The following is a 21,930-nucleotide window of genomic DNA, read 5'->3' on the forward strand; positions in this document are numbered from 1 at the left end:
CTATCGCCGACAAGCCAGCTCCCACAGGGGACGCGCTTGGCTTGCCGGCGATAGGGCCAGGGCAGGCAGCACAAGGCTGTTGTTCCGGGCAAATGGCACTGGTCATTGCCGCAGCGGCGCCACATACTCGGGCATTCGTTGATACACGGAGGTCAATCATGCGGCGCGTGGTGTTCAATCAGAAAGGTGGTGTGGGCAAGTCGAGCATCGCTTGCAACCTGGCGGCGGTGAGCGCCAGCGAAGGTTATCGGACCCTGCTGATCGACCTGGATGCCCAGGCCAACTCGACCCAGTACCTGACTGGCCTGACCGGCGACGATATCCCCATGGGCATCGCCGACTTCTTCAAGCAAAGCCTGTCCAGCGGGCCGTTCAGCAAGAAGAACCAGGTCGATATCTACGAAACCCCGTTCGACAACCTGCACGTGGTCACCGCCACGGCCGAGCTGGCCGATCTGCAGCCGAAGCTTGAGGCGAAGCACAAGATCAACAAGCTGCGTAAGTTGCTCGACGAACTGGACGAGGACTACGAGCGCATTTACATCGATACCCCGCCAGCGCTGAACTTCTATGCGGTTTCCGCACTGATCGCCGCCGATCGCGTGCTGATTCCTTTCGACTGCGACAGCTTCTCGCGCCAAGCCCTGTATGGCCTGCTGGCCGAGATCGAAGAACTCAAGGAAGACCACAACGAAGACCTGGTGGTCGAAGGCATCGTGGTCAACCAGTTCCAGTCCCGCGCCAGCCTGCCACAGCAGATGCTCGACGAGCTGCTGGCCGAAGGGCTCCCGGTGCTACCGGTGTACCTGGGCAGCTCGGTGAAGATGCGTGAGTCGCACCATGCCAGCCTTCCGCTGATTCACCTGGAGCCCAGGCACAAGCTGACCCAGCAGTTTGTCGAGTTGCATTCGCTGCTCGAAGAGAACGCTTAGACCCCCTGGCTACGCAACCACTCCAGCAACGACTGGAGTGGAAACGCCCCGGCCTGACGGCTGACTTCACGGCCATTCTTGAACAGCAGCAGGCTGGGGATCGAGCGGATGCCCAGTTGCCCGGCCAGGTTGCGGTTGGCTTCGCTGTCGAGCTTGGCCAGGCGGCAGCGGCCGGCCAGTTGGCGGGCGGCCTGTTCGAAGGTGGGGGCGAAGGACTTGCACGGACCGCACCAATCCGCCCAGATGTCGACCAGCAGTGGCAGGTCGCCTTTGATCTGGCTGGCGTAGCTGGCTTCGGTGAGTTCGAAGGGGGTGCTCAGCAGCACGTCCTGTTTGCAGCGGCCGCATTTCGGCGCGTCGCCCAGGCGCTCGGCGGGCAGGCGGTTGAGGCCGTTGCAGTGGGGGCAGGGGATTACCAGTGGGTCGGACATGTCGATTCCTTGTGTTGTTTGTTCGGGCCCTATCGCCGGCAAGCCAGCTCCCACAGGTACGGCGCAAGCCTTGGGTTGAGCGCCGTACCTGTGGGAGCGGGTTTACCCGCGAACACCGGCGTAGCCGGTGCCATCCAGCGCGTCGTATTCTTCGCGGGTGAACCCGCTCCCACAGGGTTCGGAGTTGGTCAGGAGGAGCAGCTGATTTCCAGGTGCTTGCCCCATTCCGGCGGGCGTTCGGCATAGCCCTGCATCCCGGCCTGCTCCTCGAACGGGCGGCTCAGCACCTCATGCAGCCGTCGCACTTCACTGTAATCCCCCGCTTCGGCCGCTTCGATGGCTTTCTGTGCCAGGTAGTTGCGCAGCACGTAAAGGGGGTTCACCGCATGCATGCGCTCACGCCGCCCTTTGGCATTATCCGCTTCGCGCTCGCAGCGGGCCAGGTAGTCCGCCCCCCAGGCATCGAAACCGGCCAGGTCGATGAAGTCGTCACGCACCACCTTCAGCGCCTCGGCCACGGACTGATCGCCCAGCTTGCGGAAGAACAGGTTGTAGTCCACACCACCGCTCTGCATGCGCTGCAGCAGGCGCTCGACCAACGCCATGTCGTTCTCTTCCGCGGTGGTCAGGCCCAGGCGCCGGCGCATCAGGTCCAGGTAGTGTGCCTGGTACAGCGGCAGGAACAGGCCCAACGCCTCCTTGAGCGGTTCGACTTCGATCACCGTGGTCAGCGCCTGGGCCAGCGCACTGAGGTTCCAGTGGGCTATCGGTACCTGGTTGGCGTAGCTGTAGCGGCCACGGTCGTCGGAGTGGTTGCAGATGAAGTTGGCGTCGAAGTCGTCGAGGAAGGCGTACGGGCCGAAGTCGAAGGTGATGCCGAGGATCGACATGTTGTCGGTGTTCATTACCCCGTGGCAGAAACCATAGGCCTGCCAACGGGCGATCAGCTCGGCATTGCGCTCGACGATGGTGCGAAACATGGCCAGATAAGGCTGCTCGGCATCGCGGCATTCGGGGTAGTGCTGCTCCAGCACGTGGTCGATGAGCACGCGCTGCTGTTCCGGCTGCCTGGTGTAGTAGAAGTATTCGAAATGCCCGAAACGCACATGGCTCTGCGCCAGGCGGGTGAGCATGGCCGCGCTTTCGCGGGTTTCGCGCCACACCGGGGTGCTCGAGCCGATCACGCACAGTGCCCGGCTGCTGGGAATGCCCAGGGCGTGCAGGGCCTCGGAGGCGAGGAACTCGCGGATCGAGGAACGCAGCACGGCGCGGCCGTCGCCCATGCGCGAGTAGGGCGTCTGCCCGGCGCCCTTGAGGTGCAGGTCCCAGTGCTCGCCCTGGTCATTCAGCACTTCGGCCAGCAGCAGGCCGCGGCCATCACCCAGGCGCGGGTTGTAGGAGCCGAACTGATGGCCGGAATAGACCATCGCCCGCGGGTCGGCCTCTTCCCATAGCTTGTGGCCGCTGAACAGCTCGGCGAAAACCGGCAGCTCTGCCTGGGCCGGGTCGAGGTCGAGCAGCGCCATGGCCGACTCGCTCGCTACCACCAGGCGTGGGTCTGCGATCGGTTCGGGCAGGACCTGGGTGGAGAACGCGTCGCCCAGGCGGGCGAAGCGATTGTCGAAGGTGAGTTGGTCGAGGGCTTTCACGGGCTGCTCCTGGAAGTCGGTACCTAGGGGGCCGCTTTGCGGCCCATCGCCGGCAAGCCAGCTCCCACAGGGGATGTGCAGGGCTTGGGTGCGGCACGGTCACTGTGGGAGCTGGCTTGCCGGCGATCGAGGGCGAAGCCCTCGCAGGCATTCTGGGCGTTCATGCTCTATGGAGTCCACTCACACAGGTTGAGTGCCATCCGGTTTCGGCTGCTCCACCGGAATCAGCTGCTGTTTGCCGCCCTTCGGATCCATCAGAAACACCTCGACCTGGCGCACCGAGATCTTGATGTTGTGCGCCTTGAACTCGCGGTTGATGTAGCGGTTGATCTCGTCCAGCGTCGGGTTGCGGTCGCCCAGGTCGCGTACATGCATGCGCAGCTCGTGGTCCAGCGAGCTCTCGCCGAAGTTGAGGAAGTACACGATCGGCTCCGGGTCCTTGAGCACGCGTGGGTTTTCGTGGGCACCCTTGAGCAGCAGGTCGCGCACCAGGTCCAGGTCCGAGCCATAGTCGATGCCCAGCTTCAGCGTTACCCGGGTGACCGTGTCGGTCAGCGACCAGTTGATCAGCTGACCGGTGATGAAGGTCTTGTTGGGGACGATGATGTCCTTGCGGTCGAAGTCGGTGATGGTGGTGGCGCGGATGCGGATCTTGCTCACCGTGCCCGACAGGTTGCCGATGGTGATGGTGTCGCCAATCCGCACCGGGCGCTCGAACAGGATCATGATGCCGGAGATGAAGTTGGCGAAGATCTCCTGCATGCCGAAGCCCAGGCCCACCGACAGTGCGGCCACCAGCCATTGCAGCTTGTCCCAGCTGACCCCGAGGGTCGACAGGGTGCTGACGATACCGACGCCGACGATGACATAGGACAGCAAGGTTGTAGTGGCATACGCACTGCCCTGGGCCAGGTTGAGCCGCGACAGCACCAGTACTTCGAGCAGGCCGGGCAAGTTCCGACCTAGCGCGAAGGTGATGCCGATGATGACCAGCGCACCGAGGAAGTCGCCCAGGCTGATCGGCACCATGCTGGCGGTGGCACCGGTGCCGCTGGAGTACTCGTACAGGGTGAAATTGTTGAGGTAGGCGAACACCGAAATCAGGTCCGACCACACCCAGTACAGGCCGGCGATGAAGCCGCCGAGCAGGGCCAGGCGGATCAGGCGCAGCGACTGCTGGTTGACCTGTTCGATGTCCAGGGTCGGCTCTTCGGTGATGACTTCGCCATCCAGCCCTTCCTTGGCCGCCGCCCGCTTGCTCAGCGCGCGCTGGTAGGCCAGGCGCCGTGCCGCCACCGACAGGCCACGCACGAACGCGGCTTCGATCACCAGCCAGAACAGCAGCAGGTACAGGGTATAGATCAGCCGGTCGGTAAGTTTCAGTGCGGTGTAGTAGTAGCCGAAGCACACGGCCACGAACAGGGCGATGGGCAGGGCGGTGAAGGCCACACCCACGGCCTTGCGGAACAGCGAGGTGTCTCGGTGCGCCGGGCTGCTGAGCAGCAGGCGGCTGAGCAGCCAGGCCATCAGTGCGTAGCAGGTCAGTACCACGCCGATACCCAGCACATCATCGGCCAGCGCCGAAGGCTGATGTTCGGCCACTGCCACCACGCCGACCAGTGCCAGTACCACGGTGCCCAGGCGGCGCACCCAGCCGCGCAGGAACTCGACCTGCGGCTTGTGCCAGCGGAAGTGGATTTCCGCCACGCCGCCCGGGGCGAGGATGCGGTAGGCGGTGTAGAACACCAACCAGGCCTGGGCCAGCTGCCAGAGGGCGGCGCCGAGGTTGGCATTCTGCCCGCGGGCGTCGATCTGCAGGGCGTAGCTGCACAGGGCCAGGCCCAGGCTGACCGGCATTGCCAGCAGGATGTTGATGAGGATCGCCTGGGGCGTGTGCCACTGGCTGTCACGGCGGAAGTGGCCGATGTCTTGGTGCACCTTGCCCAGACGTTGGTACAGGTACTTGCGCCGCCACAGCAGGGCGCCGATCACCAGCAGCAAGGGCAGGAACAGCAACGGTCGCTGGCCCAGCCCATCGGCCAGTTCCTTGAGGCCCGAACCCCAGGGCAGGCTGGCTACCTGGTCGGCGAAGCGTGCCGGCACCAGGCTCAGCCATTCCCAGTCCAGTGGCTTGTTGCTGGGAATCCAGAACATCTGCTCTTCGAGCGTGGTGCGCAAGCCCTGGGCGGTGCCGAGCAGCTGCTTCTGGTTGAGCTGCAAGGTGATCGATTCGTTGAGCAGTGCCGACAGCTCCCGGCTGAGGCGTTCGAGCAGGTCGACGCGGGTAATCATCACCTCCAGCAGCGCCTTGCGCAGCTGAGGGGTAACCTGCTCCTGCGGCTGGCCGAGCAGCAGGTTGTCGACGTACGCAGCGGGGCTGCTCATCTGCTCGCGTTGCTGGTTCACTTCGAACTGGTAAAGACGGATATCGGCGATCTGGTCAGCCAGGTCGCGGTCGACTTTCAGGTGCGGCAGGGCCTGCTTCTGCTTGTAGAGGATCTTGGACAGCAGCAGGCTGCCCTTGAGCACGCTGATCTGTTCGTCCAGGGCCTGGTCGGCCTGGGTCAGGCTGTCTAGCTGCTGCTTGCTGCGCAGGTTCTGCTGGGTCAGCTCGTTGAGGCGGTCGGTGCTCTTGAGCAGGTAGTCGGACAGTTTCAGGTTGGCAGCGCTTTCGTTGGCCAGCAGGGTGCTGCCGCCGGCTTTCTGCGCTTCGATCGACTGCTGGGTGACCGCCTGCTGCGACTGGGCCAGGCGCTTTTCGTTGATCAGCGATTGCAGGTCCTGGATTTCCTGCTCCATTCGTGTGGCGCGCTCGATCAGCAGGTCGTGACGGGCATTGCCCAGGTCCTGCAGCAGGCCGTTGCCGGCCAGTTCCTGGCGGCGCAACGAGGTCAGGGCATTGAGCGACGCCAGCTCGGCATTGAGCTTGTTGCGTTGGTCGCTGTTGAGCGGCTTGCCGTTCTCCTTGCCGCTCTTGAGGCTGAGGTTGATCTGCTGGGTACGTGTCTGGTTGTTGCTGATTTCTGCCTGAGCCCGCTCTGGGCGGGTCTGCGAGTTGATGATCAGGCTGTTGGCATCCGACAGTGCCTTTTGCAGTTCGCCTTGTTGCGTACTGCGCTCGCTGAGCATCTGCTCCAGCTGTGGCACGTTCAGGGTGGCGTAGCGTTGGGCCACCGGCAGGGGCTTGCTGGCCTTGAGCTTGATCAGCTCACGCTGGCTGTCGGCGGTTTCCTTGGGCGCGCCAGCCAATTGCTGCTTGAGTGCCTCAAGCTTCTTTTCGCTGTCTTCCTTGCTGAGCAGCAGTGCCAAGGTCTGTTCCAGCACCTGTTGCTGGGCCTTCTGCTCCGGTGTCTGTTGCGCAGCCTTGGGGTCGGCCTCGGCACCCTTGGGCTGGGAAATCTTGTTCAGGCTGCTCTGGATGCTGGTCGTGGTGGGAAGCTCGGCCGCACCAGCGGCGAACGAGAGAGACAGGCACAGCCCGAGCAGGGCTGTGCGGAGGTACACGCGCAGGGACATAGGCAGACTACTTGTGGATCCGGCAGAAACGAAGTTTAGAGGAACAATCCTGGTCCGGGTCGCGTTCCTTCGGGGAATCTGACGCCTACTTTCTGGATCTTGTTCCCGTCCATGGTGGCCACGGTCCAGATCGTGCCATGCCATTCGACCTGGTCACCTACTACTGGAGCGCCTCCGACCTTCTGTCGGATGAACTGGGCCAGCGGCATTTTCGCGTCCAGGCCGTCGAGTTTCAGGCCGTACAACGCTGCCACCGCACCCAGTTCGGCATCGCCTTCGAGCACGAAGTCGCCGAAGAAACGCAGGTCAAGGCCACGTTGTGGCGCCTGGCTGAACAGTTTGCCAAGGGCCGGCAGGTTATGTTCGTGGCCGATCACGCAGAGCATGTCGCCTACTTCCAGTACCGTACTGCCGGACGGGTGCAGCAGCTGCTCGCCCCGGAACAGCGCGGCGATCCGCGTGCCTTCGGGCATCTTCAACTCGCGCAGGGCGGCGCCGATGCACCATTTTTCGGCGCCCAGGCGGTAGACGAACATTTCCCACTCGCTGGTGATGTGCACTTCCAGGGCGGAGCGGGAGATTGGTGCCGGGTCTGGCGGTACTGTCACTTTCAACAGCTTGGCCATCCACGGCAGGCTGGTGCCTTGCACCAGCAGCGACACCAGCACGATGAAGAAGGCCAGGTTGAAGAACAGCTGGGCGTCCGGCAGGCCGGCCATCAGCGGGAACACCGCGAGGATGATCGGTACCGCTCCGCGCAGGCCGACCCAGGAAATGAAGCCCTTTTCGCGGCCATGGAAAGCCTTGAACGGCAGCAGGGCGGCGACCACCGACAGCGGCCGCGCCACCAGGATCATCCACAGCGCCAGGCCCAACGCCGGCAGGGCGATGGGTAGCAGGTCGTGGGGCGTGACCAGCAGCCCCAGCACCAGGAACATGCCGATCTGCGCCAGCCAGGCCATGCCGTCGAGCATGTGCAGGATGCCGTGGCGGCTGCGGATCGGCTTGTTGCCCAGCACCAGGCCGCACAGGTACACGGCAAGGAAGCCGCTGCCGTGCAGGGCGTTGGTCAGCGAGAACACCACCAGGCCGCCGGCGATCACCAGGATGGGGTACAGGCCGCCAGCCAGCTTGATGCGGTTGACCAGTTGCAGCATCAGCCAGCCGCCGCCCAGGCCCAGCAGCCCGCCGATGCCGAATTCGCGCAGCAGGTGGGTGAGCAGGCTCCAGTGCAGGCCGGTCTGGCCGCTGGCGATCATGTCGATCAGGGTGACGGTGAGGAACACTGCCATCGGGTCGTTGCTGCCCGACTCGATCTCCAGGGTGGCGGTGACCCGCTCGTTCAGGCCTTTGCCGCCGAGCAGCGAGAACACCGCCGCGGCGTCGGTAGAGCCGACGATGGCGCCGATCAGCAGGCCCTGGATCAGGCTCAGGTCGAACAGCCAGGCGGCGACCAGGCCGGTAAGGGCGGTGGTGATCATCACGCCGATGGTGGCCAGCGACAGCGCCGGCCACAGCGCCACGCGGAAGCTTGCCACCCGCGTGCGCAGGCCGCCGTCGAGCAGGATCACAGCCAGTGCCAGGTTGCCCACCAGGTAGGCGGTCGGGTAGTTGTTGAAGATGATGCCGCCACCATCGACCCCGGCGACCATGCCGACGGCGAGGATGATGACCAGGATAGGGATGCCCAGGCGCGACGACAGCGAACTGACCAGGATACTTGCGCCCACCAGCAATGCGCCGATCAGGAACAGGCTGTTGATGGTGCTTGCATCCAAAGGCAGGTACTCCGGGGACCGCAGGGGGGAGGGGACTTGATAGCATGGCGCTAGCAGGTCGCGTGCCAAATGATTCTAACCTGATGAATTGGCAGGCTGTAAAGCGTTTCTGCAGATGAAAAAAAGGCACCGCGGTGGGTGCCTTTTCTGGTGTTGCCTGGGTGGGCCTCTTCGCGGGCGCGCCCGCTCCCACAGGTGAATCACAAATCTCAAGTTCTGTGAGAATCCTGTGGGAGCGGGCATGCCCGCGAAAGGGCCGGTGCAGGTTTACGCCTGCTTGACCTCACGCATCGGCTTGCCCTTCACCGGTGCATCGCCCGCCACGTAGTACTTGGCAGTGCTGCGCGGCAGCGGCTTGCGGCCACGGATCTTGTCCGAGATTTTCTCGGCGATCATGATCGTGGTGGCGTTGAGGTTGCCGGTGATGATCAGCGGCATGATCGACGCATCGACCACGCGCAGGCCCTTCATGCCATGCACGCGGCCTTCGCCGTCGACCACCGCCATGTCGTCGGTCCCCATCTTGCACGAGCAGGACGGGTGGAAGGCGGTTTCGGCGTGCTCGCGGATGAACTTGTCCAGCTCTTCATCGGTCTGCACGTGCGCGCCCGGGCTGATCTCACGGCCACGGTACGGGTCCAGTGCCGGCTGGGCCATGATTTCGCGGGTCAGGCGAATGCCGTCACGGAATTCCTGCCAGTCCTGCTCGGTGGACATGTAGTTGAACAGGATGCTCGGGTGTTGGCGCGGGTCCTTCGACTTGGCCTGGATGCGGCCGCGGGCAGGCGAGCGCATGGAACCCATGTGCGCCTGGAAGCCGTGTTCCTTCACGCCATTGGAGCCGTTGTAGTTAATGGCCACCGGCAGGAAGTGGTACTGGATGTTCGGCCACTTGAATTCAGGGCGGGTACGAATGAAACCACCGGCCTCGAACTGGTTGCTGGCGCCGATGCCGGTGCCGTTGAACATCCACTCGGCACCAATGGCCGGCTGGTTCCACCACAGCAGCGACGGATACAGCGACACCGGCTGGGTGCAGGCGTACTGCAGGTACAGTTCCAGGTGGTCCTGCAGGTTTTCGCCAACGCCCGGCAGGTCGTGCACCACCGGGATGTCGAGGCTTTCCAGCAGGGCGCGCGGGCCGACGCCGGAACGTTGCAGCAGTTGCGGCGAAGCGATGGCGCCGGAGCTGACGATGACTTCCTTGCGGGCGCGGGCTTCAACGCGCTCTTCGCTGTCACCGACCAGGTAGGTCACGCCGATGGCGCGCTTGCCGTCGAACAGCACGCGGTCAGTCAGGGCGTGGGTGACGATGGTCAGGTTCGGGCGCTTCTTGGCCTGGTCCAGATAGCCACGGGCGGTGCTGGAGCGGCGGCCGTTCTTGGTCACCGTACGGTCCATCGGGCCGAAGCCTTCCTGCTGGTAGCCATTCAGGTCTTCGGTGCGCGGGTAACCGGCCTGCACGCCGGCTTCGACCATGGCGTGGAACAGCGGGTTGTTGCCGGCTTTCGGCGTGGTCACGCTGACCGGGCCTTCGCCCCCGTGGTAGTCGTTCGGGCCGATGTCGCGGGTTTCGGCTTTACGGAAGTACGGCAGGCAGTCCAGGTAGGTCCAGTCTTCCAGGCCTGGCAGTTCTGCCCAGCCGTCGAAGTCCATGGCGTTACCGCGGATGTAGCACATGCCGTTGATCAGCGACGAGCCGCCCAGGCCCTTGCCGCGGCCACATTCCATGCGGCGGCCGTCCATGTGCGGCTCCGGGTCGGTCTCGTAGGCCCAGTTGTAGCGGCGGCCCTGCAGCGGGAAGGCCAGGGCGGCCGGCATCTGGGTGCGGAAGTCGAAGCGGTAGTCGGGGCCACCGGCTTCCAGCAGCAGTACGGTGACGCCGGCGTCTTCGGTCAGGCGGGTCGCCAGGGTGTTACCGGCCGAGCCGGCACCGACGATGATGTAATCGAATTCTTGGGACATGAAAGTACCCTCGTGTTGGCGGTGATCAGGGAGCGGGAACGCCCGTGCGCAGAGGCACGGGCGTGGCTGGACAGGGCCTTAGAAGACCGAGTTGTAGCCGCCCAGCTCGACCTGGACCGACTTGATGCGAGTGTATTGAGCCAGCGAGCTGACGCCGTTCTCACGGCCGACGCCCGACTGCTTGTAGCCACCGACCGGCATTTCGGCCGGCGATTCGCCCCAGGCGTTGATCCAGCAGATACCGGCTTCCAGCTTGTGGATGATGCGGTGGGCGCGGGTGATGTCGTTGGTGCAGACACCGGCGGCCAGGCCGTACTCGGTGTCGTTGGCACGACGGATGACTTCTTCTTCGGTTTCGTAGGTGAGGATGCTCATCACCGGGCCGAAGATCTCTTCCTTGACGATGGTCATGTCGTCGGTGCAGTCGGTGAACACGGTCGGGGCCACGAAGGCGCCCTTGGCGAAATCACCAGCGGTCAGACGCTCGCCACCGCACAGCACGCGGGCACCTTCTTCCTTGCCCTTGGCGATGTAGCCAAGCACGCTTTCCATGTGCTGGAAGCTGACCAGCGGGCCGAAGTTGGTGTTTTCGTCTTCCGGGTTGCCAGCGCGGATGCGGGCAACGCGCTCGACGATCTTGGCCTCGAAGGCAGCTTTCATTTCAGCCGGGATGAACACGCGGGTGCCGTTGGTGCACACCTGGCCCGAGCTGTAGAAGTTGGCCATCATGGCGATGTCGGCGGCCTTGTCCAGGTCGGCGTCGGCGCAGATGATCAGTGGCGACTTGCCGCCCAGTTCCATGGTGACTTCCTTGAGCGACGAGCTCGAGGCGCTGGCCATGACCTTCTTGCCGGTGGTGGTGCCGCCGGTGAAGGAGACTTTTTCGATGCGTGGGTGATCGGTCAGCCAGGTGCCGACTTCGCGACCGCTGCCGGTCAGGACGTTGAACACGCCGTTCGGCAGGCCGGCTTCGGTGTAGATCTCGGCCAGTTTCAGGGTGGTCAGCGAGGTGACTTCCGACGGCTTGAAGATCATCGCGTTGCCGGCGGCCAGGGCCGGGGCGGATTTCCACAGGGCGATCTGGATCGGGTAGTTCCAGGCGCCGATACCGGCGGTGACGCCCAGCGGCTCGCGGCGGGTGTAGACGAAGGACGATTCACGCAGCGGGATCTGCTCGCCTTCGATGGCCGGAACCAGGCCAGCGTAGTACTCCAGCACGTCGGCGCCGGTGACGATGTCGACGTAGCGGGTTTCCGAGTACGACTTGCCGGTGTCCAGGGTTTCCAGCATGGCCAGCTCGTCGTTGCGCTCGCGCAGGATCTCGACGGCGCGGCGCAGGATGCGCGAACGCTGCATGGCGGTCATCGCGGCCCAGACTTTCTGGCCACGCTCGGCGCTTTCGACGGCCTTCTCGACGTCAGCCTCGGTGGCACGTTGCACGTGGGCGAGGACTTCGCCGGTAGCCGGGTTGATGGCTTCGAAGGTGGCATCGCTGCCAGCGTCGACGTAAGCGCCATCAATGTAGAGTTTTTGCGTTCCGAAACGGGCCATAGTGTCCTCGCAAGTGCAGTGTGTGGTTTGGCTTGCGCGTCACGCTCCTGCCGGGTTGGCAAGGGCCGTGCGCGTTGGTTCAGCGGCCTGGTCGTTTGTACCCAGGGTGTGCTGCTTAGCCAGTTGTAGATCCATGTATTCGTAAGCAATCCGTATCGCCTGGTCGGTGTCGAATGCATCACCCGACAGGGCGCCACGCAGCCACAAGCCGTCGATCAAAGCTGCCAGGCCGCGGGCTGCCTTGCGCGCATGGTAGAGCGGCAGGGCGCGGCGGAACTGGCAGCACAGGTTGGAATACAAGCGGTGGTCGTTGATCCGCTGCAACCTGTGCAAATCGGGCTGGTGCATGCTGGAAGCCCAGAAGGCCAACCAGGTTTTCATCGCCGGGCCGTTCACCTGGCTGGCATCGAAGTTGCCCTCGATGATCACTTTCAGGTGGGCGCGCGGGCTGTCGTCCGTCAGGGCCTGGCGACGTGCTCTGACACCTTCGTTGAGCATGTTCATGATGTAACCCATCGTCGCTGCGATCAGGCCGTTCTTGTCCCGAAAGTAGTGACTGATGATGCCGTTCGACACACCGGCCAAACGGGCAATCAGCGCAATGCTGGCGTCGCCCAGTCCGACCTGATCGACCGCCTGCAACGTGGCTTCGATCAATTGCTGGCGGCGGATGGGTTGCATACCGACCTTGGGCATCTTGCTATCTCCTCAGGCCTGCGAGCAGACGACGGGCGGCTGACTCGGCGAAGGCCAGTCTATTTTGTTTTGATTGAACGTTCAATCAATAAAGAATAAGCTCTGCGACAATTTGTGCCATTGACAGTTTTTCAGGCGGTCGAGAAGGCACGGATTGACACCCCAGGAAATCGCGTAACCCCCGGAATACAAGGCGTTGACGGGCATGAGCGATGCGAAATGCAGATTCTGCCGTGCGGTCATGGACCCTGCGGCGGGCCCTTGGAGCGGGCGGGGTGATCTGTGACGAATGCGCGCACCTCAGCTGAGGCGTGGCATTTGCAGCAGGCCACCTGTCTGTTTTTTTGCAACGTATCGATTCGGGATCACGGTTTCCAGGGTGCTTTTATAACACCTGATGCAGTGGGGATATTCCACCAATTGCTCGGGAAAGACTGATTAGCCTCCACAGCCGTACTGCCCGGAGCATTCGTGCAATGAGTTCTGCCTCACTTACCAACCCTCCGGCCGAGAGGGTACGGGTCAACCGCGTGGTGTTCTTCACCTCCGCGCTGATGATCCTCGTTCTGACTGCCTTGCTTATCGCTGTACCCGAAACCGCCGGCCAAGTGCTGGGCGTGGCCCAGAAATGGCTGACGCGCACCTTCGGCTGGTATTACATGCTGGTAATCGGCGGTTACCTGCTGTTCGTCATCTACCTGGCCTTCTCCGACTACGGCAAGCTCAAGCTTGGCGGCAAGGATGACCAGCCCGACTTCAGCTATGGCGCCTGGGCCGGCATGCTGTTCTCCTCCGGTATCGGCATTTCGCTGCTGTACTTCGGCGCTTCCGAGCCGCTGGACCACTACTTCAACCCACCGGAAGGCACCTCTGCCAGCCTCGACGCAGCGCGCCAGGGCCTGCAGCTGACCTTCCTGCACTGGGGCCTGCATGGCTGGGCGATCTACGCCCTGGTCGGCCTGGCCGTGGGTTACTTCGCCTACCGCCACAACCAGCCGCTGGCCCTGCGCTCGGCGCTGTACCCGCTGGTCGGTGAGCGTTGGGTCAAGGGTGCTGCCGGCAATGCCGTGGACATCTTCGGTATGTTCGTCACCCTGCTGGGCCTGGTGACCAACCTGGGCATCGGCTCGATGCAGGTGGCCTCCGGCCTGGAATACCTGTTCGGCATGGACCACAGCAAGACCAACCTGCTGGTGGTGATCCTGGTCATGGCCGGCGTTGCCACCGTGGCGGCGGTCTCTGGTGTGGAAAACGGCATTCGCCGCCTGTCCAACCTGAACATCATGCTGTTCAGCGGCCTGTTGATCTTCGTCCTGCTGGGCGGCGAAACCCTGCACCTGCTCAACGGCTTCGTGCAGAACATCGGTGACTACCTCAACGGCATCGTGCTGAAAACCTTCGACCTCTATGTGTATGAAGGCGAAGCCGGCAAGTCCGAGCGCTGGCTGGGCCTGTGGACCGTGTTCTACTGGGCCTGGTGGATCTCCTGGGGCCCGTTCGTCGGCATGTTCATTGCCCGTATCTCCAAGGGCCGCACCGTGCGCCAACTGGTCAGCGGCGTGTTGCTGATCCCGCTGGGCTTCACCCTGGCCTGGCTGTCGATCTTCGGCAACACCGCGCTGGACCTGGTGATCAACCAGGGCGCCGTTGAGCTGGGCAAGACCGCCCTGGAACAGCCGTCGATGTCGATCTACCAGCTGCTGGAATACTTCCCGGCGGCCAAGATCGTGATCGGTGTAGCGGTGTTCGTCGGCTTCGTGCTGTTCCTCACCCCGGCCGACTCCGGCGCGGTGATGATGGCCAACCTGTCGTGCAAAGGTGGCAAGGTCGACGAAGACGCCCCGCACTGGATGGTGGTGTTCTGGTCGGTGGTCATCACCCTGGTTACCATCGGCCTGCTGTTCGCCGGTAACTTCGAAGCCATGCAGACCATGGTAGTGCTGGCGGGCCTGCCGTTCTCGGTGGTGCTGGTGCTGTTCATGTTCGGCCTGTACAAGGCCATGAAACAGGACGTGGCGGTCGAGCAGGAGCGTGCCGAGCTGGCCGCCCGTGGCCGTCGTGGCTTCAGCGAGCGCCTGACCCAGCTGGAACTGCAGCCGACCCAGGCCGTGGTGCAGCGTTTCATGGACAAGCAGGTCAGCCCGGCGCTGAAAGAAGCCGCCGCGCAGTTGCAGACCCTGGGCTTCGAGGTGGAAACCCGGGTTGGCCAGTCGCGCAACATGATGGGCCTGCGGGTGATGATGGAAGAGGGCAACCCGTTCGTCTATGAAGTGAGCCTGGATGGCTACCTGGCCGCGCCGAGCGAAGCGCCGGTGGAAGGTGAGCCGGAAGTGCGCCAGCGCTTCTACCGCGCCGAGGTGTACCTGCACGATGGCAGCCAGGAGTACGACCTGATGGGCTTTGCGCCGGAGCAGATCGTGCGTGATGTACTGGATCAGTTCGAAAGCCACCGCCAGTTGCTGGGGCGTGTGTACAGCTGATTCTTGAGCGATGAGGAGGCCCTGCAAGACGCAGGGCCTTTTTCATGGGCAAGCAATAATTAGCCCGGGCGTCGTACAAGTTTGCTTCAGCCTGCCGGTTTTCTTCCGGAGGCATGCTTCATGAAACGTTCCGCTATTTCCACATTCGATTTTCAGTACGCCGCAGCCAGTCAGTTCAGTGATCGGCCGACATTGCGGCAGGTGACCAGCGAGCAGCTGTGGACCGTGCTGCTGGGGAAGCTGCCCTGGCTTGCCTCTGTGAAGCCGGCGCTGTCCAACGCCGACCCTCTCATGCTGGATAGTCCCGATCCCAGCACGCCTTACTGGGGCACGCAACCGCTGGTCGACCGTGTGCTCCAGGCATTGCTCGAAGCACAGCCGCTGGACATCGAGCCTGTCGGTGAGCGGCATCACAAGCTTGCATTGACCTCCTCATACCGTTTTCCTGGCTCGAAAAGCGCGTTCGACACCCGCCAACTGAGCGGCATGTCCGACGCGCTCGACGAGCTGGTAAAGCAGTTGCCACGGCTTTTCTGCGAGGCACAGCTCAAATACTGGAATGCCAAGGGCAGTGCAGGGGTGAGCCGTGACCAGTGGTTGCAACTGCTGCTCCGGACTGCACTCTTGCGTGGCCTGCCTCTGCAAGGGCTGGACGTTCAGGAGCAGGCCTGCATTCGCGGATTGATCCGCGGTGGTGCTGCCCAGCCATCGGTCTGTTTCGTGAAAGCCAGCCTGACTTGTGGGTCGATTCAGTACGACCAGATGCTCAGTCATCTGCTGGTCACTGGCGATTACGATGAGCGGCAGGTGGTGCTCTGGTGCGCGCCGTCCGGTATCACGCGCAGCTTCGCTTCCCTGGCTGATTTCGGCGAAGCGTTGCGCAACGAACTGGCGCAGCACTACAGTTTTCAGAGTATGTCGTGGACGCGTCAGCCGGTTGAGGGCAACGTCTTTGCCCAGCAGGTTTCGCTGTTGCTTGAGTCCATGTTCCAGTCTTTCGACCTGATGCGCTTCAGTGGCTTGTCCGATGTGGCGGCAATGGAGAGGCGTTTCGCCGACCTGAGCGACCCGGCGGCCTGGTTCGTACGCTACGAAGACGACACGCCAGCCACCATGGCCCCGCCAGGTCTCAGGGCCAGCGCTCCCCAGGACAGCTTTGCCTGTCGCGCCGCGTTGTTGCAGCTCGCCCTTGACCAGTTGGATGCCGGGGGTGTTTCGGTGCTGGACGGCGTCCAGTCATTGACGGCGTATACCGCGCAGCAACTAGGCGAGCAGATGAAAAAGGAGCACGGGGACGAAACCTCTCCAGATCACCTGCTTCTCGACCTGTATATCGCTCGGGGTGTGCCTGGCGGCGCTGCGACAGGTGCCGGTGGCGGCGAGCCACTGGCGTTCGTGGGTACCAAGTCGCTTACCGAATTTGCTATCGGTAACCTTGCTTCCCTCAAGGGCGCGGAGATCAAAAAGGTCCGCCATCAGAAGGGCATCACGCCCCCGAAGTGGCTGGATGCCAATGCTGCGAAGCGACTGGTGACCCAGGTAGACATTGGTGGCCGTTACCCAACCTATGTTGCCGAACAGTTCGATGATCAGGCCATGCGCGCCGAGCGCATCGTGCGTTTGGCCAGGGAATGGCGAAGCGGGTTTCTTTCCAGCGCCCTTTCGGCCAGGCTCGACGCGAAGGTCTCCGAAGTGGGTTTACAGTGCGTGGTGGATTTTTGCGCAGGTCATCAGGACCCCTTGGTTCCGCGCATGTCCTTGATCCCCCTGGCTTTCAGGCGCAGCCGTCATTCGCGCAAGAAAGACGAGGTGCGCGGCATGTACTTGCTGTTCTGCGCCGAGCCGGCAAGGGTTCTGCTGTACCGCCCGCTATATCGACAGGACACGGTTCGCGAGTACGCAAGCCTTGAGGCCTTGCTTGCACATATTCGTGAGTCGGCTCTCTTCCAAGAGAGCATTCTTGACTGGATCGACCCGACAGCGCGCGACGTATATGCAGAGGGTGGTTTCAGCGAGCCGCACATTGTGAGTATTGGTCTCGACCCTTATACGCTCCCGGCCAAGCCGGAGCCGGCGATTCTCGACCTGAAGCTGTGGCTCAACAAGGTTGACGAGAAAATATACCAGGCCAATCGAGATCTGCTGGTCGAGCTGGCAGGCCTGGAATCGGTATCTGACGCCGAGAGCCGCTGGCAGCTCCTGTGCGAAGGCGCCTGGCTGTTGTTCGATGTGGTGACTCAGGCGATACGCGGTCCGGTCGCGTCTGTGGCCTGGTTGGTACAGTTTCTGGCTTCGCTGCAAAGCGACTTGACCGCGTTGGAGCAGGGTGGTGAGTTCGATCGGTCTGCTGCAGTGGCCGACTTGTTGCTTAACCTTGGGATGACGCTGCTGCATGCCCATCAACCGAAACAGGAGACAGTGCCCACAAGGCGGCTGCCTGATGTTTCACTGTTCGAAGGGCCTGACCTGCAAAACGGCGCGTTTGCCGAACTTGCTATCGAGGCGCGTGAAGAGCCGGAAGGCAAACTGGGCGAACTGGGCAGCCAGGTACTGGACTTTTCCTGGCGCGGCCAGCATGGGTTCAACTGGCTACCCGCGCAACAGCGGCAGAGGTTGCAAGCCATGCGCTCCAGCGTCTCGGTCAATGGGTTGAGCCCTTTGACAGGGGGTGATGGTGAAGGCCTGTACCAGATCGATAAGAGCTACTACGCGGCCATGGCTGGTGACCTCTATAGCGTGGAGTTGCTGGCTGAGGGAGTTCGGGTAATCGATGCGACTGGCGGTTACGGGCCTTGGCTGGCATTTGTCGATGGGGCTTGGCGGGTGGATACGAAACTGCGCCTTGCGGGAGGGGCTCCCGACTCCAAGACTTTGGTATCGCGCCGCTTCGATAAACTGTACGAAAAAGTTTCCAAGCTGGATGAGGACGTTCCGGCGTTGAAAGCGGAGGTCCAGGCAGTTACCCAGCAGATGATGGCTTTGCACAAAAACCTTGTGGCCATGGAGGGGTTGAAGGTGAAAGCGCAGTCTGAGGTGGCTTCGGCCCCTGCAGGTACTGATGTGTCAATGAAGGAGTCGCTGATAGAAAAGTATGCTCAACGAGAAATGGAGGTGAAGGAAAGCATCGCTCAGCAGCGTGAGAAAATCGTTTCGCTGCTTGAAGAGGCCATTGGCAAGATGGATGAACAGCTAAAACTGTTGATCACGATGGCAGAACCAAAGTATGCCAGGCCTCGCCATAACAAGGGGTTGGATGAAATTCTTGACCAGCATCAGGAAAGTGCTCGAATAGAGCTGATTCGCGATTGTGTGTTCGTTTACAACGAGCTGTGGAGCCTTACGGACTATCCGCAACTTGCCGCGCTGCAACGGGCTATCGATGGGAAGCCATTGGCAGAGGTCGGCGAACAATATGCTGCGTTTCGTATCAAGCTGGAGCAGGTGGTGGAGTATCAGGACCGCATGCTCGCCATACGAGTGCACCTGGACAATTTGCTGGCCGAGACGCCGGTTGAGCGCGTAATACCTTCCAACCCACCTGGCGGCGATCGCACAGTTGAGCAGTTGATCGCTGAAAGAGCCTTCTCGACCGTGCAGATGCGCTTCCATCAGGTGCAGAACCTGGCAGACCTGGCCTTGCACCTCAATGCTCCCGGCGGCCTTCAGACAGTCGCCCGCTACCGGGACGAACTGGTCAGCATGGCCTTGCGCAATGCCGCAGAGACTCACGGGGATCTTGACTTCGCCAATCTGTCGGCAGATGACCGCATCGTGATCTTGCAAGAGGCATGGGATGAGTACTCTGCCGCATTACTCAATAGTGCCCGCATTCTCCGCGAAGGTGGCGACCTTATCGAACCCGCAATGCTCGAGCGGTATCGCAACCATCTAGAGCAACTGAAGGAAGATGCGGGGCAGAAACTGGTTGTCGCGATCTCGGAGCAGGAGGGTGAAGAGGTCGTGCAAAAGCGCACGCCATACAAAGTGTCTACCAAAGAGCAGAAGGTAGTACGCAACCTTGCCGGGCAGTTGATGATCGGGGTGGAAAGAACGATAGGCGAACACAAAATTGTAGAAGTGCTCGAGACTTTCAGTGAAGAAGTGCTGGCAACTTTCGACGAGGTGGATGGGGAATGGCGACAGCGGGAAAGCAAGCGCCCTTCATTGCCGGACGAAGCTGCTCCAACAGATTTGCCCAAGTGGGTACAGGCGCTCCTGGACGAGAGCGGTTCCGTGCGAACGCGGGCCGGGGGCTTTATCAAGTCCCATATCAAAGGGGCGTTGCTCGAAGAGTTGTTCGATCAGCAGCTGGGAAAGCTGAATCAGGCGCTCAGTGTGGTGCGTGAGGCTGGCGGAAACGACGAGCTGGTCAGGGCGCTGGAATTGGATCTGAAAGAATTGAGAGCGGATAAGAAACAGAAAATGATCGAGCTCTATACCAGCACCCTTTATCCGTCGGCCAAAGGTTTACAGTATCTTCACAAAGAGGGCCTGATACAGGTTAAGTATGTGAAGCGGTGCACCATGCGGGATGGCAGCGCATTTGACGAATACCAGATCCGGAGTCTACTGAGTAAGAAACCCCTTTGGGTTGCGCACTTCCATTTGCCCACGCAAGGCGCTGGAGCTGTTGATTTCACGGTGGGTCACCTCAAGACTTGGAAACAGCGCTTTTGGGGCGGCCAGGTCGCTGCTGGCTCGGGCCAGCGGGTGCACAGGGGAAGACTTACACTGGCCGAGGCCCGAGGAATCATTCCTTTCCGTTGAGCCTGCCAACGGGGGCAGTGGGGTGGTGCCTGACATGTGCAGGCATCGTCTGATTGCCCCGCTCGGCAATCATCTGTTCCAGACCGATCAGCTCTATGCCCTGGCGCTTCAGCCGGGGCAGTTCGCGTTCGAGCACTTCGAGGGTTTGCGGATAAGGGTGGCCGATCAGCACGGCTGAGCCTTGTTTGCGAGCCAGTTCGACCCCGAGCTGCAATTCGCTGCCAATGGCCTCGGGCGTGCGTACGTTATCCAGAAAGACATCGCGGGATACCTGTGCCAGGCCCAGGGCCTGAGCCTGGAATGCAGCCACCGTGGCAGCGCTGGTGCGGCTGTCGACAAAGAACAGGTGCCTGCGTTGCAGGTCAGCCATCAGCATCGCCATTGCTTCGGGTTCGGCGGTCATGCGGCTGCCCATGTGGTTGTTGATGCCGACTGCGCACGGCACCTGCGCCAGGGCGGCGTCCAGGCGCCTGGCCAGCTCCGGCAGAGGCGTGCCGGGGTGCCATGCGTAAGGGCCGGTGGCCGGGTCCATGGGCATGTGCAGGATCACCGTCTTGCCAGCCTTGTGCGCCTGGCGGGCAAAGTCGGTGGCATGCGGGGTGTCGGGCATGATCGCCATGGTCACCGGACCGGGCAGGGCCAGGGTGCGGCTGTCGCGCTCGCTGCTCTGGCCCAGGTCGTCGATGATGATGCTCATGTAGGCCTTGCCGGCCGGCGCCGCTTGCGCGACCCCGGCCATCAGGCAGAACAGCAGACACAGCAGATAACGCATGGGGTGGATCAGTCGCCCTTGGTGATGTTCAGGCCTTTGAGCAGGCTCAGGGCCTGGCTCAGCTGGAAGTCGTCATCCTGTGGGCGCTCCTTGCGCTTGCCGCTGCCGGTCGGGCGGTCGGCACCGCCGTTGCCGTTGCCCAGGTGGCCCTGCAGGTCGGCTTCCTTGAAGTTGTCAGTGTCGGCTTCGGCGGTGAGCTTGGCCGGGCGCACTTCGATGTCGGGGACGATGCCCTGGGCCTGGATCGAGCGGCCGTTGGGGGTGAAGTACAGCGCGGTGGTGAGCTTCAGCGCACGGTCGTTGGCCAGTGGCAGCACGGTCTGCACCGAGCCTTTGCCGAAGCTGTCGGTGCCCATCAGCACGGCGCGTTTCTGGTCTTGCAGGGCGCCGGCGACAATTTCCGAGGCCGAGGCACTGCCGCCGTTGATCAGCACCACCAGTGGCACGCCGTCGCTGGCGTCGGCCGGGTCGGCCGAGAAGCGCAGCTCGGAGTTGGCGATGCGGCCCTTGGTGTAGACGATCAGGCCCTTGGTCAGGAAGTGGTCGGCCACTTCCACCGCCGACTGCAGCACGCCGCCCGGGTTGTTGCGCAGGTCCAGCACCACGCCGCGCAGCTTCTTGCCGTTGTCCTTGCGCAGCTTGGCCAGGGCCTTGCCTACTTCGTCGCCGGTCTTGACCTGGAACTGGGTGATGCGGATGTAGCCGTAGTCGTTCTCCAGCAGTTGGCTCTTCACACTCTTGACCTGGATGACCGCGCGGGCCAGGGTCACGTCGAAGGGGGTGCCGCCGTCACGCACCAGGGTCAGGGTGATTTTCTCGCCGACCTTGCCGCGCATCTTGTCGACCGCTTCGGTCATGGTCTGGCCACGAGTCGGGGCGCCGTTGATCTTGACGATCAGGTCGCCGGCCTGCACGCCGGCACGCGAGGCCGGGGTGTCGTCGATCGGCGAGACCACCTTGATGAAGCCGTCTTCCTGGCCTACTTCGATGCCCAGCCCGCCGAACTCGCCGCTGGTGCTTTCCTGCAGTTCCTGGAAGTCCTCGGGGCCGAGGTAGGCCGAGTGCGGGTCGAGGTTGCTGAGCATGCCCTTGATGGCATTTTCCAGCAGGGTCTTGTCATCCACCGGCTCCACATAGGCCGCCTTGATGCGGTCCATGACCTCGGCGAAGGTGCGCAGCTCTTCAAGCGGCAGTGGCGCCTTGGCGGTCACCTCGGTGGCCGGTACTGCGGCCGGCTTGGCCGGCTCCGCGGCAGTGGCCAGGGGCGCGCCGACCGCCAGGGCGATGGACAGGGCCAGCTGGGTGAGACGAGGCGAGTGCAGCATGTCGAACGAACTCCTGATCCTGTAAGCGCTCCCTGGGGAGCATCGGCGCAGCCCGTGGGCTACCCCGT

At 62.6% G+C, this 21,930-nt stretch carries 12 protein-coding genes; 3 read left to right on the forward strand and 9 right to left on the reverse strand.

Annotation, left to right across the window (positions count from 1 at the left end; genetic code table 11):
* Nucleotides 1-158 precede the first annotated feature (158 nt).
* Nucleotides 159-932 (forward strand): ParA family protein, encoded by a 774-nt coding sequence (locus tag B2790_RS03770; protein ID WP_025340949.1) that lies wholly within the window; start codon nt 159-161, stop codon nt 930-932.
* On the opposite strand, the gene trxC is transcribed toward B2790_RS03770, so the two are convergent.
* The 7 genes from trxC to betI form a co-directional block, all read right to left on the reverse strand.
* Complete coding sequence (gene trxC, locus B2790_RS03775; protein ID WP_025340948.1) at nt 929-1,363, reverse strand: thioredoxin TrxC; 435 nt, start codon at nt 1,361-1,363, stop codon at nt 929-931. The genes B2790_RS03770 and trxC overlap by 4 nt on opposite strands.
* Nucleotides 1,364-1,551: 188 nt before the next feature.
* Entirely contained in the window at nt 1,552-3,012 is a 1,461-nt protein-coding gene (selO, locus tag B2790_RS03780) for a protein adenylyltransferase SelO (protein WP_286918298.1), read from the reverse strand.
* 180 nt (nt 3,013-3,192) lie between these two features.
* Nucleotides 3,193-6,528, reverse strand: coding sequence for a mechanosensitive channel MscK (mscK, locus tag B2790_RS03785; RefSeq protein WP_286918299.1), 3,336 nt, complete (start codon nt 6,526-6,528; stop codon nt 3,193-3,195).
* Between the two features lie 35 nt (nt 6,529-6,563).
* Entirely contained in the window at nt 6,564-8,306 is a 1,743-nt protein-coding gene (locus tag B2790_RS03790) for a potassium/proton antiporter (protein WP_025340945.1), read from the reverse strand.
* 267 nt (nt 8,307-8,573) lie between these two features.
* Nucleotides 8,574-10,271, reverse strand: a complete 1,698-nt coding sequence (gene betA, locus B2790_RS03795; protein WP_286918300.1) for a choline dehydrogenase — start codon at nt 10,269-10,271, stop codon at nt 8,574-8,576.
* Between the two features lie 78 nt (nt 10,272-10,349).
* Entirely contained in the window at nt 10,350-11,822 is a 1,473-nt protein-coding gene (gene betB / locus B2790_RS03800) for a betaine-aldehyde dehydrogenase (protein WP_286918301.1), read from the reverse strand.
* A 39-nt stretch (nt 11,823-11,861) separates the two neighbouring features.
* On the reverse strand, nt 11,862-12,518 hold the full coding sequence (betI, locus tag B2790_RS03805; protein WP_025340942.1) for a transcriptional regulator BetI: 657 nt from the start codon (nt 12,516-12,518) through the stop codon (nt 11,862-11,864).
* Between the two features lie 533 nt (nt 12,519-13,051).
* Between betI and B2790_RS03810 the strand changes: the two genes are divergently transcribed.
* Both B2790_RS03810 and B2790_RS03815 read left to right on the forward strand, forming a co-directional pair.
* Nucleotides 13,052-14,998 carry a BCCT family transporter gene (locus B2790_RS03810; RefSeq protein WP_249352862.1) on the forward strand — a complete coding sequence of 649 codons (1,947 nt, stop codon included), beginning with the start codon at nt 13,052-13,054 and terminating at the stop codon, nt 14,996-14,998.
* 120 nt (nt 14,999-15,118) lie between these two features.
* The gene (locus B2790_RS03815) at nt 15,119-19,765 is read left to right on the forward strand and encodes a dermonecrotic toxin domain-containing protein (protein WP_274078221.1); all 4,647 of its coding nucleotides are present in this window, start codon (nt 15,119-15,121) and stop codon (nt 19,763-19,765) included.
* Here B2790_RS03815 and B2790_RS03820 read toward each other — a convergent pair.
* Together B2790_RS03820 and B2790_RS03825 are read right to left on the reverse strand one after the other, a co-directional pair.
* The gene (locus B2790_RS03820; protein ID WP_137162570.1) at nt 19,749-20,537 is read right to left on the reverse strand and encodes a divergent polysaccharide deacetylase family protein; all 789 of its coding nucleotides are present in this window, start codon (nt 20,535-20,537) and stop codon (nt 19,749-19,751) included. The genes B2790_RS03815 and B2790_RS03820 overlap by 17 nt on opposite strands.
* Nucleotides 20,538-20,545: 8 nt before the next feature.
* The gene (locus tag B2790_RS03825; protein WP_015272120.1) at nt 20,546-21,862 is read right to left on the reverse strand and encodes a S41 family peptidase; all 1,317 of its coding nucleotides are present in this window, start codon (nt 21,860-21,862) and stop codon (nt 20,546-20,548) included.
* Nucleotides 21,863-21,930 lie beyond the last annotated feature (68 nt).

It is taken from the genome of Pseudomonas sp. UBA6753 (genome assembly GCF_002453565.1).
Classification (GTDB): Bacteria; Pseudomonadota; Gammaproteobacteria; order Pseudomonadales; family Pseudomonadaceae; genus Aquipseudomonas; species Aquipseudomonas putida_Z.